The sequence below is a fragment of the Pseudomonas sp. HPB0071 genome (genome assembly GCF_000478505.2).
Lineage (GTDB): Bacteria > Pseudomonadota > Gammaproteobacteria > Pseudomonadales > Pseudomonadaceae > Chryseomonas > Chryseomonas luteola.
The window spans coordinates 382,827-406,592 of sequence record NZ_KI517368.1; the positions used below are offsets into that span (position 1 = coordinate 382,827).

Annotated in this window: 19 protein-coding genes and 3 pseudogenes; 11 read left to right on the top strand and 11 right to left on the bottom strand. The window is 54.6% G+C overall.

Translation table 11 applies throughout. The features are described 5' to 3' along the window. Positions 1-88 precede the first annotated feature (88 nt). From HMPREF1487_RS21285 to HMPREF1487_RS21295, 3 genes are read left to right on the top strand one after another with little or no spacing between them, the layout of a single operon-like run. Positions 89-1,297: an MFS transporter gene (locus HMPREF1487_RS21285; RefSeq protein WP_010798812.1), complete on the top strand. Its 1,209-nt coding sequence runs from the start codon at positions 89-91 to the stop codon at positions 1,295-1,297. Further along, entirely contained in the window at positions 1,290-1,877 is a 588-nt protein-coding gene (locus HMPREF1487_RS21290) for a sugar O-acetyltransferase (RefSeq protein ID WP_010798813.1), read from the top strand. The genes HMPREF1487_RS21285 and HMPREF1487_RS21290 overlap by 8 nt, the downstream gene beginning before the upstream one ends. A 17-nt stretch (positions 1,878-1,894) precedes the next feature. Next, complete coding sequence (locus tag HMPREF1487_RS21295) at positions 1,895-2,470, top strand: DUF1349 domain-containing protein (protein WP_010798814.1); 576 nt, start codon at positions 1,895-1,897, stop codon at positions 2,468-2,470. Positions 2,471-2,486: 16 nt separating this feature from the next. Here HMPREF1487_RS21295 and mntR read toward each other — a convergent pair whose 3' ends face one another. Then, complete coding sequence (mntR, locus tag HMPREF1487_RS21300) at positions 2,487-2,945, bottom strand: manganese-binding transcriptional regulator MntR (protein WP_244294457.1); 459 nt, start codon at positions 2,943-2,945, stop codon at positions 2,487-2,489. A 198-nt stretch (positions 2,946-3,143) separates the two neighbouring features. On the opposite strand from mntR, the gene HMPREF1487_RS21305 reads away from it, so the two are divergent. Beyond that, positions 3,144-4,505: an Nramp family divalent metal transporter gene (locus HMPREF1487_RS21305; protein ID WP_010798816.1), complete on the top strand. Its 1,362-nt coding sequence runs from the start codon at positions 3,144-3,146 to the stop codon at positions 4,503-4,505. 106 nt (positions 4,506-4,611) lie between these two features. Here the strand turns inward: HMPREF1487_RS21305 and gabP are convergent, their stop codons facing one another. The 3 genes and pseudogenes from gabP to HMPREF1487_RS28545 form a co-directional block, all read right to left on the bottom strand. Beyond that, positions 4,612-6,015 carry a GABA permease gene (gene gabP / locus HMPREF1487_RS21310; RefSeq protein ID WP_010798818.1) on the bottom strand — a complete coding sequence of 468 codons (1,404 nt, stop codon included), beginning with the start codon at positions 6,013-6,015 and terminating at the stop codon, positions 4,612-4,614. Between the two features lie 303 nt (positions 6,016-6,318). Continuing rightward, on the bottom strand, positions 6,319-7,107 hold the full coding sequence (locus HMPREF1487_RS28540; protein WP_371106403.1) for a methyl-accepting chemotaxis protein: 789 nt from the start codon (positions 7,105-7,107) through the stop codon (positions 6,319-6,321). 69 nt (positions 7,108-7,176) lie between these two features. After that, positions 7,177-8,208: pseudogene (locus HMPREF1487_RS28545) on the bottom strand (cache domain-containing protein); the annotation flags it as partial. A gap of 268 nt (positions 8,209-8,476) precedes the next feature. On the opposite strand from HMPREF1487_RS28545, the gene HMPREF1487_RS21320 reads away from it, so the two are divergent. From HMPREF1487_RS21320 to HMPREF1487_RS21330, 3 genes are all read left to right on the top strand, one after another. Continuing rightward, entirely contained in the window at positions 8,477-9,073 is a 597-nt protein-coding gene (locus tag HMPREF1487_RS21320; RefSeq protein WP_010798820.1) for an NAD(P)H-binding protein, read from the top strand. 144 nt (positions 9,074-9,217) lie between these two features. Further along, on the top strand, positions 9,218-9,439 hold the full coding sequence (locus tag HMPREF1487_RS21325) for a hypothetical protein (protein ID WP_010798821.1): 222 nt from the start codon (positions 9,218-9,220) through the stop codon (positions 9,437-9,439). 298 nt (positions 9,440-9,737) lie between these two features. Next, positions 9,738-10,514: a hypothetical protein gene (locus HMPREF1487_RS21330; protein WP_010798822.1), complete on the top strand. Its 777-nt coding sequence runs from the start codon at positions 9,738-9,740 to the stop codon at positions 10,512-10,514. 78 nt (positions 10,515-10,592) lie between these two features. On the opposite strand, the gene HMPREF1487_RS21335 is transcribed toward HMPREF1487_RS21330, so the two are convergent. The 4 genes from HMPREF1487_RS21335 to HMPREF1487_RS27445 form a co-directional block, all read right to left on the bottom strand. Further along, complete coding sequence (locus tag HMPREF1487_RS21335) at positions 10,593-12,455, bottom strand: sensor domain-containing diguanylate cyclase (protein WP_167670386.1); 1,863 nt, start codon at positions 12,453-12,455, stop codon at positions 10,593-10,595. A gap of 188 nt (positions 12,456-12,643) precedes the next feature. Beyond that, positions 12,644-12,925: a hypothetical protein gene (locus tag HMPREF1487_RS21340; protein ID WP_010798824.1), complete on the bottom strand. Its 282-nt coding sequence runs from the start codon at positions 12,923-12,925 to the stop codon at positions 12,644-12,646. 357 nt (positions 12,926-13,282) lie between these two features. Then, complete coding sequence (locus HMPREF1487_RS21345; protein ID WP_010798825.1) at positions 13,283-14,542, bottom strand: hypothetical protein; 1,260 nt, start codon at positions 14,540-14,542, stop codon at positions 13,283-13,285. 648 nt (positions 14,543-15,190) lie between these two features. Then, positions 15,191-15,400 (bottom strand): hypothetical protein, encoded by a 210-nt coding sequence (locus HMPREF1487_RS27445; RefSeq protein ID WP_010798826.1) that lies wholly within the window; start codon positions 15,398-15,400, stop codon positions 15,191-15,193. Between the two features lie 136 nt (positions 15,401-15,536). On the opposite strand from HMPREF1487_RS27445, the gene HMPREF1487_RS21350 reads away from it, so the two are divergent. The 4 genes and pseudogenes from HMPREF1487_RS21350 to HMPREF1487_RS27450 all read left to right on the top strand — a co-directional run bounded on the left by HMPREF1487_RS21350 (position 15,537) and on the right by HMPREF1487_RS27450 (position 19,917). After that, positions 15,537-17,798, top strand: coding sequence for a putative bifunctional diguanylate cyclase/phosphodiesterase (locus HMPREF1487_RS21350; RefSeq protein WP_010798827.1), 2,262 nt, complete (start codon positions 15,537-15,539; stop codon positions 17,796-17,798). A gap of 242 nt (positions 17,799-18,040) precedes the next feature. Further along, positions 18,041-18,724, top strand: a pseudogene (locus tag HMPREF1487_RS28550) (PAS domain-containing protein); the annotation flags it as partial. 108 nt (positions 18,725-18,832) lie between these two features. Next, a pseudogene (locus HMPREF1487_RS28555) lies at positions 18,833-19,264 on the top strand (methyl-accepting chemotaxis protein); the annotation flags it as partial. A 488-nt stretch (positions 19,265-19,752) separates the two neighbouring features. After that, positions 19,753-19,917: a hypothetical protein gene (locus HMPREF1487_RS27450; RefSeq protein ID WP_010798829.1), complete on the top strand. Its 165-nt coding sequence runs from the start codon at positions 19,753-19,755 to the stop codon at positions 19,915-19,917. A 334-nt stretch (positions 19,918-20,251) separates the two neighbouring features. On the opposite strand, the gene HMPREF1487_RS21360 is transcribed toward HMPREF1487_RS27450, so the two are convergent. The 3 genes from HMPREF1487_RS21360 to HMPREF1487_RS28560 all read right to left on the bottom strand — a co-directional run bounded on the left by HMPREF1487_RS21360 (position 20,252) and on the right by HMPREF1487_RS28560 (position 23,083). Beyond that, on the bottom strand, positions 20,252-21,277 hold the full coding sequence (locus HMPREF1487_RS21360; protein ID WP_010798830.1) for a WD40 repeat domain-containing protein: 1,026 nt from the start codon (positions 21,275-21,277) through the stop codon (positions 20,252-20,254). Further along, positions 21,274-22,623, bottom strand: coding sequence for a CobW family GTP-binding protein (locus HMPREF1487_RS21365; RefSeq protein WP_010798831.1), 1,350 nt, complete (start codon positions 22,621-22,623; stop codon positions 21,274-21,276). Before HMPREF1487_RS21365 ends, HMPREF1487_RS21360 begins: the two co-directional genes overlap by 4 nt. A 196-nt stretch (positions 22,624-22,819) precedes the next feature. Then, on the bottom strand, positions 22,820-23,083 hold the full coding sequence (locus tag HMPREF1487_RS28560) for an iron chelate uptake ABC transporter family permease subunit (protein WP_073449493.1): 264 nt from the start codon (positions 23,081-23,083) through the stop codon (positions 22,820-22,822). Positions 23,084-23,766 lie beyond the last annotated feature (683 nt).

Here is a 23,766-nt window from a genome sequence, read left to right on the forward strand (position 1 = left end):
CGGGTGGACGGATGGAACGAACAGGCTATCATGTGTACGAACGTACACATAAGCCCTGATTTTGTTTTATCTAGGATGGAGTAAATCCGTGACTCCCGCGATTCGGCGCAGACGTACCGCTCTGTTTGTACTGTTTTTGATCCCCGGACTCCTGTTGGCGTCATGGGTAACCCGGACACCCGATATCCGGGACTTGCTGAGTGCCTCGACCAGTGAGATGGGCATGATCCTGTTCGGCCTGTCATTGGGCGCCATGCTCGGCGTGCTTGCCTCGGGCCGCCTGGTAAGCCGGGTGGGTACCCGACCTGTCATCGGTGGCGGGCTGGTATTGGTCTACTTCGGGTTTCTGGCCATTGCTGGAGCCTCCACTGCCTCGCTGGCCATGGGCGTGTTTGCCGGGCTTTTTCTGTTCGGCCTAGGCCTGGGCCTTTCGGACATTGCCATCAATATCGAGGGCGCCGAACTTGAAACCACCACACGCAAACCGCTTCTGCCCGCGCTTCATGGCTGTTTCAGCCTTGGCACATTGGCAGGCTCGCTGATCAGCCTGGGACTGACTCATCTTTCGCTGCCGGTCTTCTGGCACCTTATTCTCATGGGCGCGGCGACCCTGCTTCCCTGCGTCTGGGCGTGCCTCGCCATCCCCCCGGGTACCGGACAGACACATACCGCAAGCAAGGCAGAGCAGCCGCCGGCCATGCCTTTCAGACCCTGGAAAGACAAGACGCTGATCATGATTGGTCTGATTGTACTGGCGCTTGCCCTGGCGGAAGGCTCCGCCACTGACTGGCTGCCGCTGTTGATGGTCGATGGACACGGTTTCGATCCGGCGTCCAGCGCACTCGTGTATGCCGGCTTTACCACGGCCATGACGATAGGGCGCTTTTCAGGAACCTATATCCTCCAGCGATTCAGCCGAGAGGCCGTCATACGGGCCAGTGCCCTGTCCGGTGCGTTGGGTATTGCCCTCGTGTCGTTCTCTGACAACCCCATCTTGGCGGCGGCCTCTGTACTCTTCTGGGGGCTTGGCGCATCGCTGGGTTTTCCGGTAGGGATCTCTGCTGCCGGCGACTCCGGCGAACAGTCGGCCAAGCGGGTAGCGGCCGTTGCAACTGTGGGCTATCTCGCCTTTCTGATTGGCCCGCCCTCGCTGGGCTTCATTGGACAAGCTTACGGGTTACGCATGGCCATGGTGGTCGTGCTGGTATTGGTGGCGGCCACGGTCCTGCTGGCACCTGCCGTACGGGAGAGTCGATTGCATCCGGAACGTCGAATCAAGGAAGCCTGCCATGAATGAACGCGAAAAAGCGGCTGCCGGCCTGCTCTATGACGCCAACAATGATGCCGAACTTATCCAGCAGCGCCTAGAGGCCAAGGTTCAGGTTCATGCTTATAACCATCTTGATCCTCGGGACCTTGAGGGCAAAAAGCGTATTTTGAAAACGCTGTTGGGCAAGACAGGGGAGCACGTCCTCATCGAAGCGCCCTTTCATTGCGATTACGGCTATAACATCGAGCTGGGAGAAAACTTCTATTCCAATGTCAATCTGGTAATTCTGGATTGCGCCAAGGTCAGCATTGGCCGCAACGTATTCATAGCGCCCAACGTAGGTCTCTACACGGCTGGCCATCCGCTGGATGCAGAACGACGAAATCAGGGTCTGGAATATGCGCATCCCATTACCATCGGCGACAACGTCTGGATTGGCGGCGGCGTTACGGTGTTGCCAGGTGTGACGATTGGCGAAGGCGCTGTCATCGGCGCAGGTAGCGTCGTAACGAAAGATATCCCGGCCCATGTGGTGGCGGTAGGTAATCCCTGCCGGGTGCTGAGAACAATAGACAACGCCGATCGTACCAGCCCTCCTTCACACTGACCCCTGGAGCCCAGATCATGTGGAATCACTGCAAATGGTTGAACGAGCCCAGCCGCTGGGCATTTGAGAATGATCACCTGCGCGTGATAACGGATGCGCGTACCGACTTCTGGCGCGAGACCTACTATGGCTTTATTCGAGACACCGGGCATTGGTTTCATGTCGCCGCGGGAGCTGACTTTACGGCAATGGTGAAGATAGAGGGTCGGTTCAGCGAACTCTATGATCAGGCAGGACTCATGATCCGTCTGAACAACACCACATGGTGTAAAGCGGGCGTAGAGGTCAGCGATGGCCAACGCCTCATCGGCAGCGTGTTGACGCTGGGCCACTCGGACTGGGCTGTAGGTGCACTGCCGGGCGAGCCTGATACCTTCTGGCTCAGGGCGACCCTCAAGGACAACGCCTTGAGAATTCAGTATTCGCTGGATGGGAAAGAGTGGCCATTGCTAAGGCTGGCCTATTTTCCAGGCTCCAGCGCCGTTGAAGTCGGACCGTTCTGCTGCACGCCCGAACGCGCTGGCCTGGAAATCGTATTCTCGGACTTTACCGTTGGGCCTGCACTGGACAAGCCGTTGCATGATTTGAGTTGAACGCCCTTATAAAAGGTCAGCCGTGCTTGGCTTCCACGAAGCGGCGAAAGACGTCCAACGTTTCGCTGCTGACATGGTGTTCGATACCTTCCGCGTCACGTCGGGCAACGCTTGGATCCACTCCCAGGGCCAGGAGGAAGGACTCGACAATGTGGTGCCGTTCACGGCTGGCTTGGGCGAGCGCTTCCCCTTCCGGCGTCAGGAAGATGCCCCGGTACGGCTTTTGGACGACATAGCCACAGGTGGCAAGACGCTTGAGCATTTTCGCGACCGTAGGCTGGGCGACGCCAATCCGGGTGGCGATATCAATCTGGCGCGCCTCGCCGTGGGCATGGATCAGGTCTGAAATCAGTTCGACGTAATCCTCAATGAGTTCCTGCCGATGCGCTTCACGCACCTGCTGAAAGCCTTCCATGTGTACGGAAGCCTCTACCAGGGGTTTCATCGATACCGCTTCTCCTCGAACTTTGCTCACCACACATTCTCCAGAATGAATCAAGCGCCCAATACACACTAGTAGGGCCGCCCTATTCTGACCGATCCCCTCTGCAACGCCAAAATGTTTAACCGTCAATCCTTGAAATAGATAAGTTTTATTGCCCGTGCTTGGAAACTTAGCCTAGGCTAAGTTTCATATGTATTACGTTGTACAATCCTTGCGAGCGTTCATTACATGAAAGAGTCGGCCACTTATGCAGCACTTTCCTGGGGTGACAGGGAAGAACCGCGTCCCAGCCTGGGAGGAATGAACGCCAGCGTGCCTGTTCCTGCAACCGGGCACTGGCTGCGTCGTCTCATGGCTTTTATCGGCCCTGGCTACATGGTAGCCGTGGGCTATATGGATCCGGGCAACTGGGCAACCGACCTCGCGGGCGGCTCCAAGTTTGGCTATATGCTGCTGTCAGTAATCCTGCTGTCCAACCTCATGGCTATTCTGCTCCAGTCGCTGGCAGCGCGGCTGGGTATCGCATCGGGGTTGGATCTTGCGCAGGCCTGCCGCCATCAATACTCCAGGCCAGTCAATTTCCTTCTCTGGATCGCCTGCGAGGTAGCAATCATTGCCTGCGATCTGGCTGAGGTAATTGGCACCGCCATTGCCTTGAATCTATTGTTTGGCATTCCTTTGGTCTGGGGCGCCATCATTACCGCCGCCGATGTCTTCATCATTCTGCTTTTGATGCGCCGTGGTTTCCGCTGGCTGGAAGCCTTTGTCATCGCCCTTTTGACCATTATCTTTGCCTGCTTTGGCGTTCAGATGATGCTCGCACAACCCGCCGTGGGCGAGATTCTCCAAGGCTTTTTGCCCCAGGCAGAAGTGGTGATGAATCCAGAAGCCCTTTACCTGGCCATCGGTATCATCGGTGCGACCGTGATGCCGCACAATCTGTATCTGCACTCCTCCATCGTGCAGACGCGTGCCTACCCCCGTACGGAAGAAGGTCGCCGTCAGGGTATTCGTTGGGCGGTAACGGACAGTACCATCGCCCTTATGCTGGCCCTGTTCGTCAATGCGGCCATTCTGATTACAGCAGCGGCTGTCTTTCATCAGGCAGGTCGTACAGACGTCGAAGAAATCGATCAGGCGTACCACCTGTTATCACCGATGCTGGGCGTAGGTATCGCCTCGATACTGTTTGCGGTAGCGCTATTGGCTTCAGGGATCAACTCCACTGTGACGGCCACCCTGGCGGGCCAGATTGTCATGGAAGGCTTTCTCAACCTGCGTCTGCCAGACTGGGCACGTCGCCTGATCACTCGCGGGCTGGCCATCATTCCAGTCGTGGCGGTTACCATCCTGTACGGGGAAAGCGGCACGGCAAAACTGCTGGTCCTGAGTCAAGTTGTTTTATCCATGCAGTTGCCATTTGCAGTGATACCGCTGGTACGGTTCGTATCAAATCGCACACTAATGGGCAGTTTTGCCATTAGTCGTAGCGTGGCGGCACTGGCATGGTTTATCGCCCTGCTGATCGTTGCGTTGAACATCAAGCTGCTCTTCGATGTACTTACAGGCCAGGGAGGCGGTATCTTCTAGCCTTACGGCGAGCAGCGGCCAGGTAATACGCCAGGCTGCATACAAAAAAGCCAGGACCGTCTCCGATCCTGGCTTTTTTGTATCAAGTATTTTTTCTAATCGTCCTTCAGCGCCCCTGAACGGCAGCGGCAGGTACCCGGTTGGCCGCCGCATGACGCTTGCCCACCAGATTACCGATGGCGACCACGATCAGGGCCAGCAGGCCGGTTGCCATGATTTCCATACGGTGCGCCTCGCTGAACAGCATGACGGTCAATGCGCCAACGATGAAAACAATAACTGCCCAGGTCAGGTAGGGGAACAGCCACATGCGAAACTCGATCGCCTCGCCATGAGCTTCCAACTTGTGACGCAGACGTAGCTGGGAAATGGCGATGACCAGATAAACCAGCAAGGCAACAGCGCCGGAGGTTGCCAGCAGGAAGCCAAAGACGGCTTCAGGCATAGTATAGTTTGCAATGGTACTCATAAAGCCTACGGCCGTACTGGCCAATACAGCCGAGCGGGGGACGCCGTTTGCCGAAACACGTCCTGTCATTGCAGGCGCATCGCCACGACGGCTCAGCGAGAACAGCATGCGTGAGGCGGTATACAGGGCCGAGTTCAGACAACTGGCTACTGCCACCAGCACCACAACATCCACGATCAGCTTGGCGTGCGGGATGGACATCACCTCAAGCGCACGCTGATACGAACCCACGATAGGCAGTTGGGGGTCATTCCACGGAACCATGGAAACAACCAGGAAAATCGACACCAGATAGAACAGTGCAATACGCCAGATAACCGAGTTAGTCGCCTTGCTGATTTGTTTGGAAGGATTCTTGGACTCGGCCGCAGCAATGGTCACGATCTCGGTGCCCATGAAGCTGAACATTGTCGTAAGCAAGGCACCTAGCACTGCGCCAAAGCCATGAGGCATAAACCCACCGGTCATTTCCATCAGGCGTCCCAGGCCGCTGACTTCCCGTCCTGGCAGTCCACCGGCCAAGGCAAATGCACCCAGCGCAATGAACGCAACAATAGCCATAACCTTGAGCAGCGCGAACCAGAACTCGAACTCACCGTATTTGGCAACACTAAAGAGATTGGTAACAGTAAGAAGCGCAGTGATAGCCAGTGCAAATTGCCACGTAGCCACTACAGGGAACCAGGAGTTCAGAATGGATGCTGCCGCAACGGCTTCGAGGGGGATAACCAATACCCAGAACCACCAGTACAACCAACCGATTGTGAACCCTGCCCAACGTCCAATGCCGCGTTGCGCGTAAGAAGAAAAAGAACCCGTGTCCGGCGAGGCCACTGCCATCTCGCCCAACATGCGCATAACCAGTACGACAAGCGTGCCTGCCAGTGCATAGGCCAGCAGAACAGCGGGACCTGCAGCGGCAATGGCGTGGCCGGATCCTACAAATAAACCGGCACCGATTACCCCAGCGATTGAAAGCATAGTGACATGGCGGGGTTTTAGAGCGGGTGAAAGGCTTTTTTCATTATGTACTTGGCTCATAGGTGCTACCTAAAGCGGAAAAACCTTTCAGCAGCAATATATGAGCCAGCTACCAAACACCTTTGCTAAACGCCATAAATTGAAGCGAACTTCCATCAATGTGCACGATTTTTAAGCTTACTCCTTGCTATAGGCTTGCTGAATGGTTTCACCTATGTAAATAGCTTGCACTTTAATTGTGCTTATAACGGTAACAACGTGTGCAACCCGCATCAAAAAGGTGCATAGATTGGTAGCAACCCGGTTGCACCTTTGCAAGACAACTAAAGAAAGCCTCGCTTTAATGACGAGACTTTTCCTAAGTTAGATTCTGAAACTTGAAACGAGCTGATCGAGGCGATTGGCCTGTTGTTCCAGGGCATGGCAAGCGTCCAGGGTTGCGTTCAGGTTTTCCACGCCCTGCTGGTTGAGCGAGTTGATCTCGGTAATGTCGACATTAAGCGACTCCACCACCGCGCTCTGCTCTTCCGTAGCGGCCGCCACCGACTGGGTCATGCCATCGATATCGGTAATGCGCTCGGCTACCGAGCCCAACCGCTCGTTGGCCTTTTGCGCGATGGTCATGCTGTCCTCGCTGAAGCGCTGACTTTCGGTCATGGTGGAAACCGCTTCGCTCGCCCCGGTTTGCAGCTCCTGAATCATGCTCTGGATCTCTCGGGCCGAACTCTGGGTACGATATGCCAGACCACGCACCTCGTCCGCTACCACCGCAAAACCACGCCCGGCATCGCCTGCCCGTGCAGCTTCGATCGCAGCGTTGAGCGCCAGCAGGTTGGTCTGCTCGGAAATGCCCTGGATCACTTCCAGGATATGTCCGATGCGGGTGGTCTTCTGGTTCAGCTCATCGATACGGCCGCAGGAGGCGCTGATGTTGGTGGACAGGGTTTCCATTGCCGTCAGGGTCTGGCCCAGTACGCGGCGACCCTCCTCGGCCTGCTGCCGGGCACTGGTAGCCTGTACGGACGCATCGGCAGCGTTGCGGGCGATCTCCTGTGTAGCAGCGCCCAGCTGGTTGATGGCTGCCGCCACGCTTCCGGTACGTCCGGCCTGATTGTCCGAGTTGTGTAGCGAGGAGTTGGAGGCCGCCAGCACCTGACGGGAGACCTCGTTGAGCTGGCGGGTACTGGCCGATACTTCGCTGATCGAGCCATGGATACGCTCGACAAAGCGGTTGAAGGCAGCGGCCAGCACACCAAACTCGTCCTGGCTATTGATGGCCAGACGCCGGGTCAGGTCGCCCTCTCCTTGTGCGATGTCCTGCATTGCCTGGCTCATGGTCGTGAGCGGACGCATCAGCACACGGATCAGCACACCCAGGAGCAGCATGATCAGCACAACGCCAATCACCATGGCCAGCACGGCCGAGGTTCTGAACTCCTTGAGCGGGGCGTAGGCTTTCTCTTCGTCAACCATCAGGCCCAGATACCAGTTGACCGATGGCAGACCGGTGACCGGCTTGAAGACCATAAGCTGAGACTTGCCGTCCAGCTCGACCCGCTTGAGCGCACCATCCAGTACAGGCGCACCGGCGGGAAACAGCTCAGCGAGGCTTTTCATCACCTCCTCTTTTCTGGGACTGACCAGTACCTTGCCTTCGCTATTCACCAGAATCGCATGACCGATACCGCCCAGGTCGAGCGAATTGACGATACCCACCATCGTCTGCAGACTCAGATCGCCTCCCAGAACACCCGCCAGTTGCCCCTCGTGCATGACGGGTGTGGCAAGGCTCATGATCAATCCGCCCGAAGCGGCATCTACATAAGGCTCGGTCAGAATCGAACCAGCTTTGGTTTGGGCGCCCTGATACCAGGGGCGTGTTCTCGGGTCATAGCCGGCAGGCATACTGATAGAGGGTCGAACCGTAAACGTACCGTCCGCCTGCCCCAGATAGGTCAAGTCAAAGCTTGAGGTATATGCTTTCTGCTCCAGCACTGCAGTGAATGCCTGAGGGGCAAGATCACGCTGTACCGCCTGCGCCTCTCCTTCAAGCAGCGTGATACGCCCACTTACCCAGTTAGCAATATTGCTGGAGGCACTGGTGCCCAGTTCATTGAGGCGAACGGTCAGGTCCCGGGTGATTGCCGTACGTTGCAGATAATCGTTGTACGTCATGAACAACGAGAAGGCAGCAATCAGCACTACCGAGGCCGTTGCCAGGACCTTGTGGCTGAACTTTATTCTACTGAGCATACGACTCGGCCCTACTGAAGGTGGGGATATATAAGGTCTGGCTAACAGATTTCTGTTTGGCTATAGAGGCTATCGGCCAGTCACGTGCGGTCTTCAGCGGCGCGATAATATTTTTCTACAGAGCGACGAGGATTGTCCTACTGTTTTCATAAAGCCTATGACAATTCGGCCGATGTAGCCTAAGCAGTGGGATGGCCGGTACGGTCGCGGCAGAACCTTGGGCGCTCCGTCCGGTCAGTCATCTAGGATTGACAGAGGCGAGGTTCTCATGACGTATGCAGCAGCACGAGCGCTCAAGGTCGCGGTCTACGGCGCGCAGAGCCCGCTGGGCCAGGCGTTGATCAACGAGTTGCTTAATCGCGAACATGAAGCCGTGCCGCTACAGGCGGATCTCAAGGCATTACCGCCCCGCCCCTATCCCCAATCGACTCCTGGCCATATGTTCAGCGCCTATAAGGTCAGCCAGGGGGTGGCGGGAATGAAGGCAGTCGTCGCGGTACTGGAACCGCCTCGCGTAGTAATTGAGGTCGAAGATCCCAACTACCTGATCGATGCTGTGGCTGCACTCATCAGCGGCCTACGCAAAGGCAAGGTATCCCAGCTCATGCTAGTAGGTGATTTCGCTGCGCTGGAAGATGAAGATGTTGACCCTCGCTGGCGACGTGTCTGCCAGAAGATTCACGAGCGGCTCGATACCAGCCCGCTTCACTGGACGCTGGTCAACTGTCCCATTCTGGATGAACGGGAAGCCGACGACTCGACCAGTCTCGAAGAAGATTATGAGCTTCTCCATCTCGCCGCCGAGGTCGCCGATGTACTTGAAAAACCCGGACACAGTGGTCGCCAGCTGAACCTTGATTCCTGACCCGCTCGTTTGCTGGCCTGAGGCGAGCATGGCCGCCTCTGTCAAGCAGAAAGTTGGACACTTCTTATACGTACCGCTTCACAAATCCATCAGTTGTGATATACCACGCGCGCCCTTACTCATGAGCAGGAAGCAGGAGTTACCATGGACGCGTACTGGAAGCGTTATATCCGCTGCATCAAAAACCCGGACAGCTTGGGAGAGATTCGCTGGAACAAGAAGGCGGCTGAATCCTATGCCTGGCAACTGCTGCTGGAAAACCTGATCACGGAGGATCAGTACGCGGCATTTCTGGAACAGGAAAAAGCTGGCCGGTATATCGATGAGGATGTCGTTGAGCCTCAGCAGGGCTCACAAGCGAGCTAAGCCTCGCTCTTAAAAAATTGCTCTTATCAGGCAAATAAGACTATTTATTCTTGATTTTAGCTATTATTTAGCTATTAAATAGCCATCATCATCGAAATCTTGGGAGATTTTATTTCCCTGAACTTTGCACACGTTCGCCGTTTCGCTTGTTCCAAATAGCAGTACGTGACTCCCCGCACAGTCACTCCTTATAAATACCGCCTCCTCCTCGCACAATGCGCCCCCGCAAACGCACCAGGATGCCGTTTGCAGCCCACACCTGTTGTTTAACTCTCATAAATATATGGAGGATAGGGTCTTGTTCACCCGTTCCCTGAAGCTTGCCACACTCTTTGCTGGATGCATCGCCAGCGCACATTACGCCGCTGCTGCTCAGAGTTCTGAGGCTTCTTCGTGCACCATTCGCATGTTGTTCGTTGGTAACAGCTACACCTATGCGAACAGTTTAACGACCACCCTGATGGGAATGGCGTCACGCGCCCACGACAGCGCATCATCGTCTTGCACCATCGAGGCGGACTCGATTGCCAAACCCTCATATACCCTTGAGCAGCACTGGAACAGTGGAGCGGTACAAAGCAAGCTGGCAAACAACACCTATGACTATGTTGTCCTGCAGGAGCACGCCGCTCGGCCATTGCTTCAGCCAGAACGGCTGGAAGAATATGCGCTGAAATTCAACGATCTGATCCGTGCCCATCATGCCAAGCCGATTCTGTTCGAAACCTGGGCCAACGAGAATCAACAGGGTAAGCAACCACAAATCTATAAAGAGTACGTGAGCCTGGCGCGCAAGATGGGCGCCCAGCTCTCCCCTTGCGGTGAGTCCTGGAAGGGTACGTTTGCAAGCGATTCAGTGGCCAAGCTGTACATTGCTGACGGGCGCCATGCCTCTTTCTCAGGCGGGTATGCCTGCGCCGCCTCCTTCTACACCTTGCTATTCCGTCAGAAGCCTCTTCAGCCCAGCGCAGAAGAGGCCAATATCCTCGCGTCGGATAAGACATCCGCACCGGAGCTGCACCAGGCGGCTCACCAGGCCGTCGGTAAGCTGGCTCCCGATGTACGCGGCTGGTAAGCGCTTGGTCATCTACTGATCGCGCATACCGCAGGCCAGTCTCTTGCAGGCTGGCCTGTTACAGGAGAGCTGTACTGACTAATGGACAGTAATGGCAAAACAGGACTGGTTACGTCCTGCGGCCTTGGCCTGGTAAAGCGCTGTGTCAGCCGCTCTGGAATAGTCGACACGCGTATAGTCTGGTCGAGGAGAGCGGCATTCAACGCCAATACTTACTGTAAAACGCAGCGTTCCGCTGTCCGTTTTGATGCCGAGGGAGGCCATGTCGAGTCGAATACGTTCAACAAGCGTCGCCATTTCAGTCGGGGTGCGATTCATGAAGAGTAGAATGAACTCTTCTCCACCAAAACGCGCTGCATGATCGCCTGCCTCCTGGGTATGATTCAGCAATACCTGCCCAACCTTGACCAGACACTCGTCACCTGTCGAATGACCATAGGTATCGTTAATTTGCTTGAAGTGATCGATATCGATCATGACAACACTCAGCATTTGCCCAGTTGCCAGGGCCTGTGCAAGCGAGGCGGTAAAGTTTTCTTCAAAAGCACTTCGGTTCTGTAACTGGGTCAGGGCATCCAGTCGGCTCAGGCGTGACAGCTGAAGGTTTGCCTCCTCCAGGGCCAGAGTCCGCTCCTTCACTCGCCGCTCGAGTGCTTCGTTGGTTTCCTGCTGAAAAATCAATAGTTTCTCTTGTGCCTGCAAGGTTGCCAACCGCTCTCGTGCCAGATGCTCGCTGGTTCTTATGGCCTCCTGCTTTGCCTGTATTCGTGCTGCACGCTCACGGTTTATCCGCTCGGCCAAGGCCATCGACAGCAACAGGAACTCAAGCGCGAACCCAAGCATCTGGACATACAACGGATTGACCCACCCTTTGCTCAAGCCGGACATGACCAGCGTCATATATAAGGTGGCTAGATTGAGCACTACCCAGGCGATGGTGAAATAACGGGCCGATACATGGCCTCGCCACCACAAGACAAGGCCAACCCATAGCCCCGTGAGGCAGCTGAGAAAGACCATGACATCGATACCGAGAAACGGAATGAGCGCAGGGTCGATCGCGATAATCAGCGAGGCGCCAAGCCAATAGATCAGGAAGCTTTTACACAAGACTGAAAAGAAGCGGCTGTGGCTGGATAACTGAAGAAAGTGCTTGATGAACTGGGCGGCACCGGCCATGCAAAGCGAAATGGACAGAACGGTGGCACGCACTGCCAGTTCGGTCCATTCAGGCCACAGATACAACCGTCCAAAGCCGGTCGCACAGACCATATAGAAGATGGCACCGGCCAGATAACCGCTATACCAGAGATAGGCCCGGTCCCGTATGAAGACATAGAGTGATAGGTTGTAAGCCAGCATGATTACTGCTGCGCCCAGAAAGGCGCTCAGGCTCAGGGCTGTTTGCGTGTAGATGCGTTCATACGCGGCAGGAGACATGATCTCCATCGGAATAGTCAGCGGCTGGCTCGCACGCATGCGACCGTACAGAACCATGGCCTGATTGGGCGGCAAGTCAAGCGTAGCGACCGGATAAGGGCCGCGGGTGGCTTGCCTACTCAAGGGTATGCGATTACCAAGCGATTCGACTGAAGACCACCGCTCCAGAACAGGATCGAACAGGCGCAGCTCAAGCTGATCAATCAGAGGGGTTTCGGCCACCAGTAACCATCGGCGAACCTCGGACGAGGGGTTTTCCAGCCTTAATCGGATCCAGCTACCGTCCTGCTGATACCCAAGGCTGATTAATGCCTTTGCGTTCGGCTGCCACGCGCTATCAGGTACAGCGTAGCGAATAGCCTCGAATGTCTCGGCGAAGGGGTGCAACAGATAGTCCGTCTGGTAGCCTGCAGGATAGTTATCCTGGTTATCCAGAACCAATACGCGTCCTGGTGCAGCAGGTGCTTCTGCTGCCAACGTGGAGCAAGCGATCAGCACCACGGCGAGCGACGTAATACCTGCTGAACAGGACAGCCTTCGAAGGCAAGCGTGTAATACAAAAAGCAAAGCGCCCATCGAAGAACCTGTCATACATCATCAAGAATAAAGCAGATCGTCAGCCCTACGAGTGGCTTGTCACTATCTGGCTCCATAATGAGCCGGTTACCAGCCAGCTACTTAACGGCGGCTCATTCAACACCCAACCTTTCCAAACGGTGTGCCTGTACCCGAGAAACAAAACCGCCGATCAACATGGCGGATGTTCCACTGACAAGCCCGGCCCCTTCCAGCGCAATCATGAAACCGTCAATCTTGGCAGCGGCCAGCTCCAGCTCAGATACATTCCGGGCGGTACGCAAAGCGTCCAGAAAGAAGTAGAAGCTATCGATATTGGCGGCCGGCAGTCGGGCACCGCAAATATTGTCCAGCCGGTTTTGCAGTTGATAGCAATCGAATTCGGTCAAGATCATGGATGTCTGCCCCTACCCAGTCGAACTGCCAGCTGATGTCTAGATGACACTTCGACTACAAGGAACGAAAACGTTTCCACTCGATATAACTGAACACTGCCGCTCTGCTTGCACTACCTGATGTATTGCAACAAGTATAATGGCGCGCAGCCACCATCGTAATCAGCAGTGAGCGCTACTGGATAAATGGAGCAGCAGAGGTGACGGCATGACAACAATAGACTGAACGGCTAGTACCTTTAGGTTTATCTTTTTCATGCATTCATGCACGCATTGCCTGATGTTTCCAGCTCGGGACACGCAGGCTGGTAGGTAAAAAAACGGCCCTCCACGGGCCGTTTTAATGTCAGATGCGGTTCAGGCTAACTGATAAGGCTCCCGCTCGGGATGATTGGACAGCGATTCGTTGGGCATCTGGCTATGAAACGTTTTAAGTGCCTGGAAAACAAATAACAAGGCAGTCATACCCTCCTGATATTCGAAGATACCTTGCAAAGGCCAGATAGAAAGATGGGCCAGGAATACAGCCAAGGTAAAATCCAGACTGGGATTCAGCCGCTTGGCCACTTTGAAATACACCAGGAAGCTGACCGGAATGATCGCGATGGTTAGAAAACCAAAGCGGAACAGCGTACCGATCACACCTACATCCGAAAGGAAGAAGTAGTAACTGAAGTAGTGCTTGAAACCATCATTCCACATCAGGCTCAGACTACCGCTGGGTACCCAGTTGTACTCATGCAGATGATCCATAATCTGGGCGATGGTAGCCTCGCGCACATTATCCGTAGCGCCGTTCTGGGCAGATTGCATGTAGAAATCGATATTAACCCCGAAAAGCTCGAGCAGGTCAGGATCGATAACGAAGGGGGAAACGAGCAAGCCGCCAATCACCGCCAGCTTCACAGACTTAACCCGCAGGCACAGGAACGTAAAGATGATGCACAAGAGAATGACCTGCCGGGTCTGTGTGACGAACACCAGTGTCGCAAGGTAAACGAGCGCCAACAGTCCATAGCGAAGACTGGAGCGAGGGCTGCCGTCGATAGGTGATTTTCCTTTGCCCCAGAAGTAGATGCTCAGGCAGTAGCCAATGATCAGGGCAAATGCCCCGGTCGAGGCGCGGCCCGGTCGGCTGAGGTCCAGGTCCATCCCATCTCGCAGATCTGGCAATACCTCGAAATAGCACAGCCAGGACAGGACAACAGCCCCTAGCGCCACGATCAGAATGCAATTTTCAAACTGTGCCGCCGATACATGTTTGGCCAGGTACAACAAGGGAATGACACTAAAGCAGAGCAGCACCCTGCGTTCTTCGATTACCCCATAGACTAGCGGCTGACCATAAAAGAGCTCGGCAAACAACGCCGGGAGGAAGGTAAAGGTAAAAGCCGAAAACAGACAGAACAGGAACGCAACACTGTAATCTTTTCGTTCAGCTCCAACGGTTCCTACTAGAAACATGGCGCTGAAACCCAAACAGGCGGCCAGATAAAGCTCTGTCAGGTATTTGATACCAATAGGGTTCTGGGGATTCTGCTCAAGCAGCCCGAAATGCAGCACAAACGCCAACCCCAATAAACCACAGTACAACGTATTTGTACTTACTTTCTTCATTGACTACCCGTCCTATTACCTGGACATGACGTGCCGCCTGATGCGGCTACACAACCAATACGCAATCCTTGATTGCACCACTCTGAAACACCAATAACCTGCCGCGCTCACGCCGTGTGGACACACTTGCTACTGAAGTCACTGCTCAAAAGCGCGAACGCAACCGATCAACTTACAGCATCAAATGGTTACATTTGTACATACAAAAAACTTAAATTGACTTGACAGGTTTTTTACGCCAACAGTCGGACTCCAGGATCTAAAAGAGTTCAATAGGGCGCAATGAAAGCCATCAAGGCGATGCATAAAGGGAGAAGTCGCTAACACTTAGGGCTGAGAGGAAGCGAGAAGATACTGCGCCCAGCAGATACAGGGCGCTACGGAAGAGCCCTATACGTAATAGAGCAGTACATCGCGCCTGTAATGCCAGGCGGCGAGTTCATTTAACAGTAATGGCGGTGACACAAGTTAACCCTGAATGACAGCGTTGAGCTTTTCCTCCGTGTCGACATCCTCGGCCAGGACCAACTTGCCCTGGGCATGACATGGCAAAACGATAGATGCGAGGCTGCTCAAATAAGGGACATTGCCAGCCGCTTGACGATAGGCATGTCGAGCCTGATGGTGTCGGTAGGAAATTGGCGGACATTAGCCAAAGAACACGACAGCGCCTGCAAGAACGAAGGCAAACAGTCCGATATAGGCCAGAGGCCGATCAAGGCGAACAGTACGTGTCGCCTTATAGCTGCGCCCCATGTGCCCTAGCACAAGCGCTACGATCAACATCCCTGCTGCAATGAACATTCCTGTTAAACCTGTACTCAAACCGCTGCGCTGTTCTATTTCAGCGCTTGCCATTGACAAACGTCCCGAATAACGGGCTCAGATCGCTGTTATCCGACGATTGGGCCGCATTTATCTAGCAATTTTGACTCAGACGTCTATCTGAATGCCAGTACGGAATTGCGCCTAGGCGAAGGAGACCAAGGTCGCCATGTTTGTGGATTTTCTTTCTAATGCTGCTCTACTTCTGGCGCTCTGCTGGCTACGGGACTACCTCTGGCGTACCTGGCCACACAAGGTACTGTCATCGGAACTGATTGTTGGATGTGCAACGGGCCTGATCTGTATTGCCGTCATGATACATCCCGTACCGATTGGCCTCGGGATCTTTGTAGATGCGCGGCTGGCCATACTGTCGGTGACCGCCCTGATGGCAGGCCCCCTGGTTGCCAGTATTGCAGCAGCAATGACGGCACTGTATCGGTTCTGGCTAGGCGGCGTAGGGGCCTACCCCGGCGTATTGAATGCCTTCATGGCGGTGGCGTTAGGTCTCGCTTATCGCATGGCCTACCACCGAGGCTGGATCAGACAAGGCCCTCTTCAGGTACTGTTGCTGGGCGGTGCGGTACATGCCCTCGCCCTGCTCGCGCTTACCCTCGTATATGGCCCTTTCGGCCAAGCGGCTCAACGTACCATGCTGGCCATGATGCTGACGATGCCCCCTACAGGCCTGCTCGTCTGGCTTCTGTTTCGTGACCAGGAGAAACGTAACCAGGCTGAACAGGCTCTGGCGCGAAGCGAAGCCCGGCTGAGCGCCATTACCCAGGCGATTCCTGACATCCTGCTGGTTATCGATCAGGACGGTCGCTTTCAGGAGGTCGTCTCGTCCTCCCATGATGCCAAGAAGATCAATGAGCACTTGGCGAAGGTGGGCCAGCGATTGCAGGATGTGCTGCCTTATACCCAGGCGAACTACCTGACCACCTGGGTCAGAAAGGTCCTGAAAAGCCCGACACCTCTCACCGTGGAATACCAGCTCAGCTCTCCTGCGGGGGAGCGCTATTTCGAGGGCAAGGCCCAGGCGATCGCTTCGGATGCAGAACATAAGCAGGCGATCGTCATAGTAACTCGTGATGTCACGGCCAGGCATGAGTACGAAGAGCAAATCCGTCGGCTGGCGTTTTACGACACCCTGACCGAACTTCCCAATCGGCGCTTTTTCCTGGAGCGGCTCAAAACGGCCCAACTTGCCTGCCAGCGACACGGACATAGCGGCGCCCTGCTATTCATCGATCTGGATAACTTCAAAAACATCAATGATCTGTATGGCCACGATGCCGGCGATACCGTCCTCAAGGAAGCAGCACACCGTCTGAAACAGATCGTGCGGGCAACCGATACCGTGGCTCGTCTGGGAGGAGACGAATTTGTCATCCTGCTGGAAGGCTTGTCGGAAGACGAACAAGCTGCCGCGCACCAGGCAAGTCACATCGGCCAGCAGGTGCTGGCGGCCCTAGAGCGTCCTTTCGAATTCGAACAAGGTAATCAGACCATTAGCGGTAGCGTAGGCATTGTGTTGTTTGACAGCAGAAGTGCAAGCCACGACTTGCTTCAGCAGGCCGACATCTCCATGTATTCAGCCAAGAGCCACGGCAAGAATGCCATTCGCTTTTATGATCCGAGCATGCAAAGCAGCATTGCTGCCCGCCTGCAACTGGAGCAACAGATCCGGCAAGGGCTGCTCGACAATGAATTCCGCGTTTACTATCAGCTTCAGTGGAGCGATCAGAAAGGGCTTATCGGCCTTGAAGCGCTTCTGCGCTGGCAGCATCCGGATTGGGGCCTGGTAGGCCCTGCCGCCTTTCTGGAAGTCGCAAGCAACACAGGATTACTTACCGAACTGGACCGTTGGCTGCTCGATGAGGTGTGCTCGCAGTTGCTTGCCTGGTCAAAAGAGCCTTCTCTCGCCCACCTACCGGTTTCGGTCAATGTCTGCGCGTCCCATCTACGGCAATCCAGTTTTGCCACTGAGGTCATGGACGTCTTGAAACACAAGCATATCGACCCTGCCCTGATCAAAATCGAGCTGACTGAGGCAACTCTGATACTGGACCTCGACCAGGCCTGTTCGCATATCGAAACACTCAGAGGACAAGGTGTTCGCTTCGCCCTGGATGACTTCGGTACCGGGTACTCATCACTCAACTATCTGCAGAAGCTGCCCATCGATCAGGTCAAGATCGACCAGAGCTTTGTGCAACGGCTGCCAGGGTCGGAGAGTGTTGCCATCATCCAGGCCATTTCCGGTCTGGCTACGACCTTTGGCCTCGATATCGTAGCAGAGGGTGTGGAAAGTGAAGCACAGCGCCAGCTGCTGGCCGAAAATGGTTGCACCACCTATCAGGGCTATCTGTTCGCTAAACCCTTGCCGGCTCGAGACGTAGTCCGTGCGGCGGAGCTGGCCAGCACCTGAAGGGAGTGATTGCCAGGTGTGGCAGACCAGCAGTCAAATCCTGCCGCTGGTCTGCCATAAATATTTAATGATCGTCTGCCTTTCATTAAATCCTGTGGGCGCCGATAAATGAACTAAGCCTCCACTTCTGGCCACTCATCCAAGGATCAATCATGTTCTTCAAACGCCTCAAACAGGAACTGGCCGCCCTGCGGGAAAGCCTCTCGGTTGTACAACAGGTTAAACAAAGCCTCGACACATCGATGATCGGCTTCACCCTGAATTCACGAGGCGTGATTGAACAGGTCAACGATCAATTCATGCTTGAAATGCTCTACAAGAGCCATGAGATCGTCGGCCGCAATATTGATGAGCTGGTTCCGGTGCATATCAAGCAAACCGATATCTATCGCCGGATGAAGGTTGCGCTACAGAAAGGTGAGCATTTCAGTGGCGTTGTTCGTCTGCTCAGGGCAGACGGTAAGGAGGCCTGGCTACGCTGCCTATGGCAACCGATACGCAACGCCTCGGGTCAGGTTGATCACTTTTACATCTATGCCAACAACCTGACCCGTACGATCGAGACCTCCCGCGAGCATGAAAGCCTGATAAAAGCACTGTTACGCTCTACCGCCGTCATCGAGTTCAACCTGAACGGCGAAGTGATTACCGCCAACGACCGCTTCCTCAGTGCCATGGGTTATACGCTGGATCAGGTCAAGGGCAAGCATCACCGCCTGTTCTGCGAGCCTGCCGAATACAATTCGTCTGAGTATCAGGATTTCTGGGCCAAGCTCAATCGCAGCGAGTTCGTCAACGGTCGCTTCAAGCGCGTGGACCGATATGGTCATGTCGTCTGGCTTGAGGCCTCCTACAACCCCATCCTCAATGCCGAAGACAAGTTGTGCAAGATCGTGAAGTTCGCAACGGTCGTCACAGATCAGGTCAATCGTGAAAACGCTGTCATCGAGGCAGCCGGTATCGCCTACGGTACGTCGCAACAAACCGATGCTGCAGCCAAGAAGGGCGCAGGCGTAGTCAACCAGACCATCGGTATCATGCAGCAGCTGTCCAGGCAGATGGAACATGCTGCTGAAGGCATTGAGGCATTGGATAAGCAGTCGCTCGTAATCGGCTCAATCGTCAAGACCATCAGTGGCATTGCCGAGCAGACCAACCTGCTGGCACTCAACGCGGCTATTGAAGCCGCCCGCGCAGGTGAGCAGGGCCGTGGATTCGCGGTAGTGGCCGATGAAGTGCGTCAGCTGGCAGCCCGAACGAGCAAAGCAACCGAAGAAATCGTTGGCGTCGTCCAAGAGAACCAGGCACTGGCTCAGGAAGCCGTCTCCCGCATGTCTGAAGGCAAGAACCAAGCAGAACAGGGTCTGGCGCTGGCCTCTGAAGCCGGTGTGGTCATCGTTGATATCCAGGACGGTGCCCAGCGTGTAGTTGATGCAGTGGGCCAGTTCAACCAGCTGACAACATAAGCCACACAGCGTTTTCTCGCATAAAAGGGCTCTGCGGGTGACTGTTTGCAGACTGCGTGTTGGGCCGTACCAGGCTCTATGGAGCTTGGTCTGGAGCTGAATGTATACAGTTCGTCCAATAACGTAAAAAGCAACCCAAAAAAATTTAATTTTTTTTGGGTCAGCTAAGTCCATGCCAGCAAAAGATTTTTTTACACGTCAATGCAATATTACGGAAATATTTGCGTGCCATTGGGCAGAACCCCCTAGAGGGAACGAGCGGTCATCATTAGAATGCGCGCCCCTAACCCATGGAACTCGAACCGGTAGCGGCTAAAGTCGTTATCAGGCAGTCCATGTGCGCACGGCGGCCGGCAGTCCACACGATATGTCTTGGCCCTGTGAAGTCGAATTACTCATTGAAATTGACAGATCTCCTGTGAGAAGGCCTCGCGCGTACTGACAGGAGGTAATACGCCATATCGATCTGATTATCCCACGAGGACATGATGGACGTTACCCAATTTGATACGCTTATCCAGCTGCTTGAAACGCTTCCCCTGCATAATCTGACCGAAGCCCAACTGGACCGTCTGCATGCTGCAGCCGATGTCTGTTTCTGTGAAGTTGAAGAAGAGTGGGACAAGCGGGAAAGCACGACGGTAGTCGCCTGATACGCCTTGCTTGACTACAGGGGACGCCTCCCCTGTCTGAAGAGCCCGCCGGTTGTTTTTATCTCCATCTCGTGACAAGACGCTCAGTCTGAAAACACAGCGGCTCGATGATCAAACAAAGCCGCCCCTGACCCAGGGGGCGGCTTTGTCTTTTCTGGGTATAACGGTCAACTCTGCCTATCCACTCTCACAAATAACTGCTTCATACATTGGGCTTTACCGAGTCGACTAAGACGTTTGATCCCCAAAAGGTGTACGGAGACATACCGAACCCGACAATTCTGTAATTCCGCCGACGCAGTGCGGCACGCCCTGGCGTACCGCACTGCTAAGTTCAAGGCTTCACAGGCACCGGACACAACCGCAAGCGGCCGGAACTGTAGCCAATCGCCAGGACCTGATCATCTTCGCTCCAGGCCATGGAGCTTACACCCGCCTCATCCAGCAAGCCTGCCAATGGTTGACCACGGGCCAGATCAAAAATAACTGTGAGACCATCGTCTCCACCGGAGGCTAGGCGGCTGTCTGCATGGCTGAACACAATAGAGCTGATGGGTTTGGTATGTACGGGCAGTACTACCGGCTTGCTGCTTTGTGGCCCTTTACCTGAACAATCCCAGATAATCAGAGAAGCTGCACCGCCTGTTGCGAAGTAGCGGCTGTCAGCACTCCAATCAAAATGCCTGACCTTGGATGGGTACCCACTCATGCGAAAATCTTCGCCGCTTTTCAGATACCACAGGTGAATAGCATTGTCCTGGCATCCGGCGGCAATGAACCGCTGATCTGGACTGACCGAGAGACTCAGCAGAGAGTCTTTCCAGGGGAAGTGCCGCAGGGGCTGCTCACGCTCCGCAGACCATTGGTTGACCAGCCCATAGCAGCTGCTGAGCAGGGTAGCATCAGCCAGCCATAACAACCCTGTGACCGTACTGGCGGTCTGTCCAAAGCTTTGCTTCAGCTGGCCTTCGGCGGTCCAGAGCTGGATCTGCCGGCCAGCTGCTGAAGCCAATCCGCCCTCGGCTGACCAGCATAAGAATTCAACCCAACTACGTCCGCTATCCAGCTGATGTACTTTACTGCCCGTATCGGGTTCCCACAGGATAATACCGCCCTGCTGCCCACCACTGGCCAAAAGGTTACCGTCAGGTGACCACGCTAATGCACTGGTCGCCAGCCCATGCACCGCATGACGCCATACTTCGCGACCATTAGCCGTGTCATACACCGCAACCGAACCGTCTGCATAGGCCGTCGCCAGCCGGGTATTGTCTGGCGACCAGACCAGCGTGTTGATGTGCTCGCCACCCTCCACTTGCCAGAGGCTCTGCAGGCGTTGTACCGCTGTGGAGTCGCTCATGCCAGGCAACCTTTCAGTCCTGCTATCAGCTCTTCGCGGTCCAGATTACGGCCAATGAATACGATTTCGCTCTGGCGTTTCTCATTGGGCTGCCACAACCGATCCGGGCCGCCATCAAGCAACATATGAACGGCTTGGAAGACGAATCGGCGATTCTCCTGTGCAATGTTTAGAATGCCTTTGGTTCGCAGGATGTCCTGCCCCTTCCGAGCCAGTAGCGGACCTAGCCATTGATTGACCTTTGCCTCCAACAGCGCCCCTTCCAAGGTAATGCCAACAGAGCTGATTTCTTCATCATGGCTATGGGACGCGGCAAACTCGCGTTGACTGCTCGGCTCAAGGCGAACGCCTGACTGCTCCAGTCGCAGCCCAAACTCTTCGGGCCCATGCTCAGTTACCAGAGCATAGTATCCCGCCGCCGGAATCAGCAGATTAACCGTCTGCTCTGCATCGTCTTCCGGCACTTTCAAATTGACGGCCTGACGACCAGGCATCAGCTTGGTACCTGCACGGATCTTTTTGGCCTCTCGATCAAAGGCTCCTTCGGCGATAACAACAGCCCTGTCCAGATCACCCTCACTGTCGCCATTGACAGGCATCAGCAGCGCGCCAATAAACGGATCGGGGCCTGCCCCATAACGGAGCTCGGTAATGCCTGCCGGCAAATGCCAGATTCCAGCCCACTCAAACGGATATTCCTTCTGTAGAAAGTCTGGCCGTTGGTCCAACACCCGTTCCAGATCAAAGCCGCCCACGTTCATGACAGTAGGAATGTCGACTTCGGCATTGACGGTCCGATGGATACGAGCCAACGAATTCATCTTGCGGATTCGTGTTTCCAGCTCGTCCAGCCTGGCGGGCTCGACCAGATCCGTCTTGTTCAGCAGGATGACATCGGCAAAGGCAATCTGCTCTCGTACCTCACTGCTGTCCTCCAGGTGCAACCAGACATGGTGAGCATCGACCACGGTAATAATGCCGTCCAGCTGGAGCTGCGCTCGGATTTCGTCATCGACAAAGAACGTTTGTGCCACCGGGCCGGGATCGGCCATGCCCGTGGTCTCCACCAGAATATGATCGAACTTGTCACGCCGGTTCATCAGGTTGCCCAGGATCCGGATGAGGTCACCCCGTACCGTGCAGCAGATACAACCGTTATTCATCTCAAAGACTTCTTCGTCGGCATTCACCACCAAGGCGTCATCAATGCCGATCTCGCCAAACTCATTTTCAATCACAGCAATACGCATACCATGCTGCTTGCTAAGGATGTGATTGAGCAACGTCGTTTTACCTGAACCCAGAAAGCCGGTCAGCACCGTGACAGGGACGCGTAGATCTGACATAAAGCACCCACTCATAAATGTTATGAGATGACGTAACCAATCAAATAGCTAGCGTCTATATGCGCTTGATGGGGTTGATTAGCTAATTCACTGTCCCTAGTCGGGAAAAACGTCCTGTTTCATCGAGTAACATGTAGGTGTCATGTATTCCCTTTCGAGCAAAGGCTTCATGTTTTCTGGATTCACCGTTTCTGCCTCAATATAAGAAAGAACCGCCGCCCAGAACAGCCGTTGCGATACCAATAGGAAGATCGTCGGATGTGAATAAGGTATGCGCGGCCATGTCAATCCATAGCAGAAACAGCCCGCCTAGTAGTGCTGCCACTAGTAAAGGTTGCCGTTGTTGGGCCACGATAAACCGCCTCGCCAGATGTGGGAGCATCAGTCTGACAAATACAATGGCGCTGCTAACCACCACCATGACGCCTGAAAGCAAAGAGGCACAGATATAGGCTAGCAAGGGAACCCTGGTTTACTCAGGTATTACTGGCTTACTGAGTAAGGTTGAGCTGATAACTGAACTGCTCTTTCATCTATCCTTCGCCATCAAAGGCCATCTGCCACAGGTCATAGCTGCCGTAGCCCAAACGTAGATGATTTTGGATCAGCTTTTGCAGGGACTGTTTTGACAGGACGTTGTCCACTACACCAGCCGCGACTTTGCCATGAAATAGAGAGGCGACTCCCCATAGCAGCTCAATCAGCCCAGCTGATTACAGGTCCGTTGGAAACGTAGCCGTCCCGTAATCGATATAAAGGCTCGCTCCGTCATGGAGCTGAATGACCAAATGTTACTCTATAAAACTACGACGTTCATGCAGTGCCGTACCGCCCCATATGACTAATAAAAGGGCGACCGTGAAACAGCGTCTTAATAGATAGATTTACATCCGATGAGCTTCCTCCCCGTCTATTACCGAAAGGCTGGCAGGCCTCTCCGGAGGCGTAAGACTACTCAAGGGGCTGTTACATTTTCGGTTTTAAGCCTGTCGCCGAGTTGCACCCAAAACCAGGCGCCTCCCGTCGCGTCTAGTAATGTTGGCGGTGTCTCGGCAGCCATAACTGAAAAATAAAAAGATAACGTTGCCATGTCATGCAGCACGCTTCATGGGACACGTCCACGGTATAAATTGAGAGGATTAG

Bases quoted from the DNA above. Each gene is read 5' to 3' on its own strand.
- HMPREF1487_RS21320 (WP_010798820.1), top strand. From the start codon at position 8,477: ATGACGTATGCAGCAGCACGAGCGCTCAAGGTCGCGGTCTACGGCGCG.
- gabP (WP_010798818.1), bottom strand. From the start codon at position 6,015: ATGAGCCAAGTACATAATGAAAAAAGCCTTTCACCCGCTCTAAAACCC.
- HMPREF1487_RS21360 (WP_010798830.1), bottom strand. From the start codon at position 21,277: ATGAGCGACTCCACAGCGGTACAACGCCTGCAGAGCCTCTGGCAAGTG.
- HMPREF1487_RS27445 (WP_010798826.1), bottom strand. From the start codon at position 15,400: ATGGCAAGCGCTGAAATAGAACAGCGCAGCGGTTTGAGTACAGGTTTA.
- HMPREF1487_RS27450 (WP_010798829.1), top strand. From the start codon at position 19,753: ATGGACGTTACCCAATTTGATACGCTTATCCAGCTGCTTGAAACGCTT.
- HMPREF1487_RS21305 (WP_010798816.1), top strand. From the start codon at position 3,144: ATGAAAGAGTCGGCCACTTATGCAGCACTTTCCTGGGGTGACAGGGAA.
- HMPREF1487_RS21295 (WP_010798814.1), top strand. From the start codon at position 1,895: ATGTGGAATCACTGCAAATGGTTGAACGAGCCCAGCCGCTGGGCATTT.
- HMPREF1487_RS21325 (WP_010798821.1), top strand. From the start codon at position 9,218: ATGGACGCGTACTGGAAGCGTTATATCCGCTGCATCAAAAACCCGGAC.
- HMPREF1487_RS21345 (WP_010798825.1), bottom strand. From the start codon at position 14,542: ATGAAGAAAGTAAGTACAAATACGTTGTACTGTGGTTTATTGGGGTTG.
- HMPREF1487_RS21350 (WP_010798827.1), top strand. From the start codon at position 15,537: ATGTTTGTGGATTTTCTTTCTAATGCTGCTCTACTTCTGGCGCTCTGC.
- HMPREF1487_RS21365 (WP_010798831.1), bottom strand. From the start codon at position 22,623: ATGTCAGATCTACGCGTCCCTGTCACGGTGCTGACCGGCTTTCTGGGT.
- HMPREF1487_RS21290 (WP_010798813.1), top strand. From the start codon at position 1,290: ATGAATGAACGCGAAAAAGCGGCTGCCGGCCTGCTCTATGACGCCAAC.
- HMPREF1487_RS21340 (WP_010798824.1), bottom strand. From the start codon at position 12,925: ATGATCTTGACCGAATTCGATTGCTATCAACTGCAAAACCGGCTGGAC.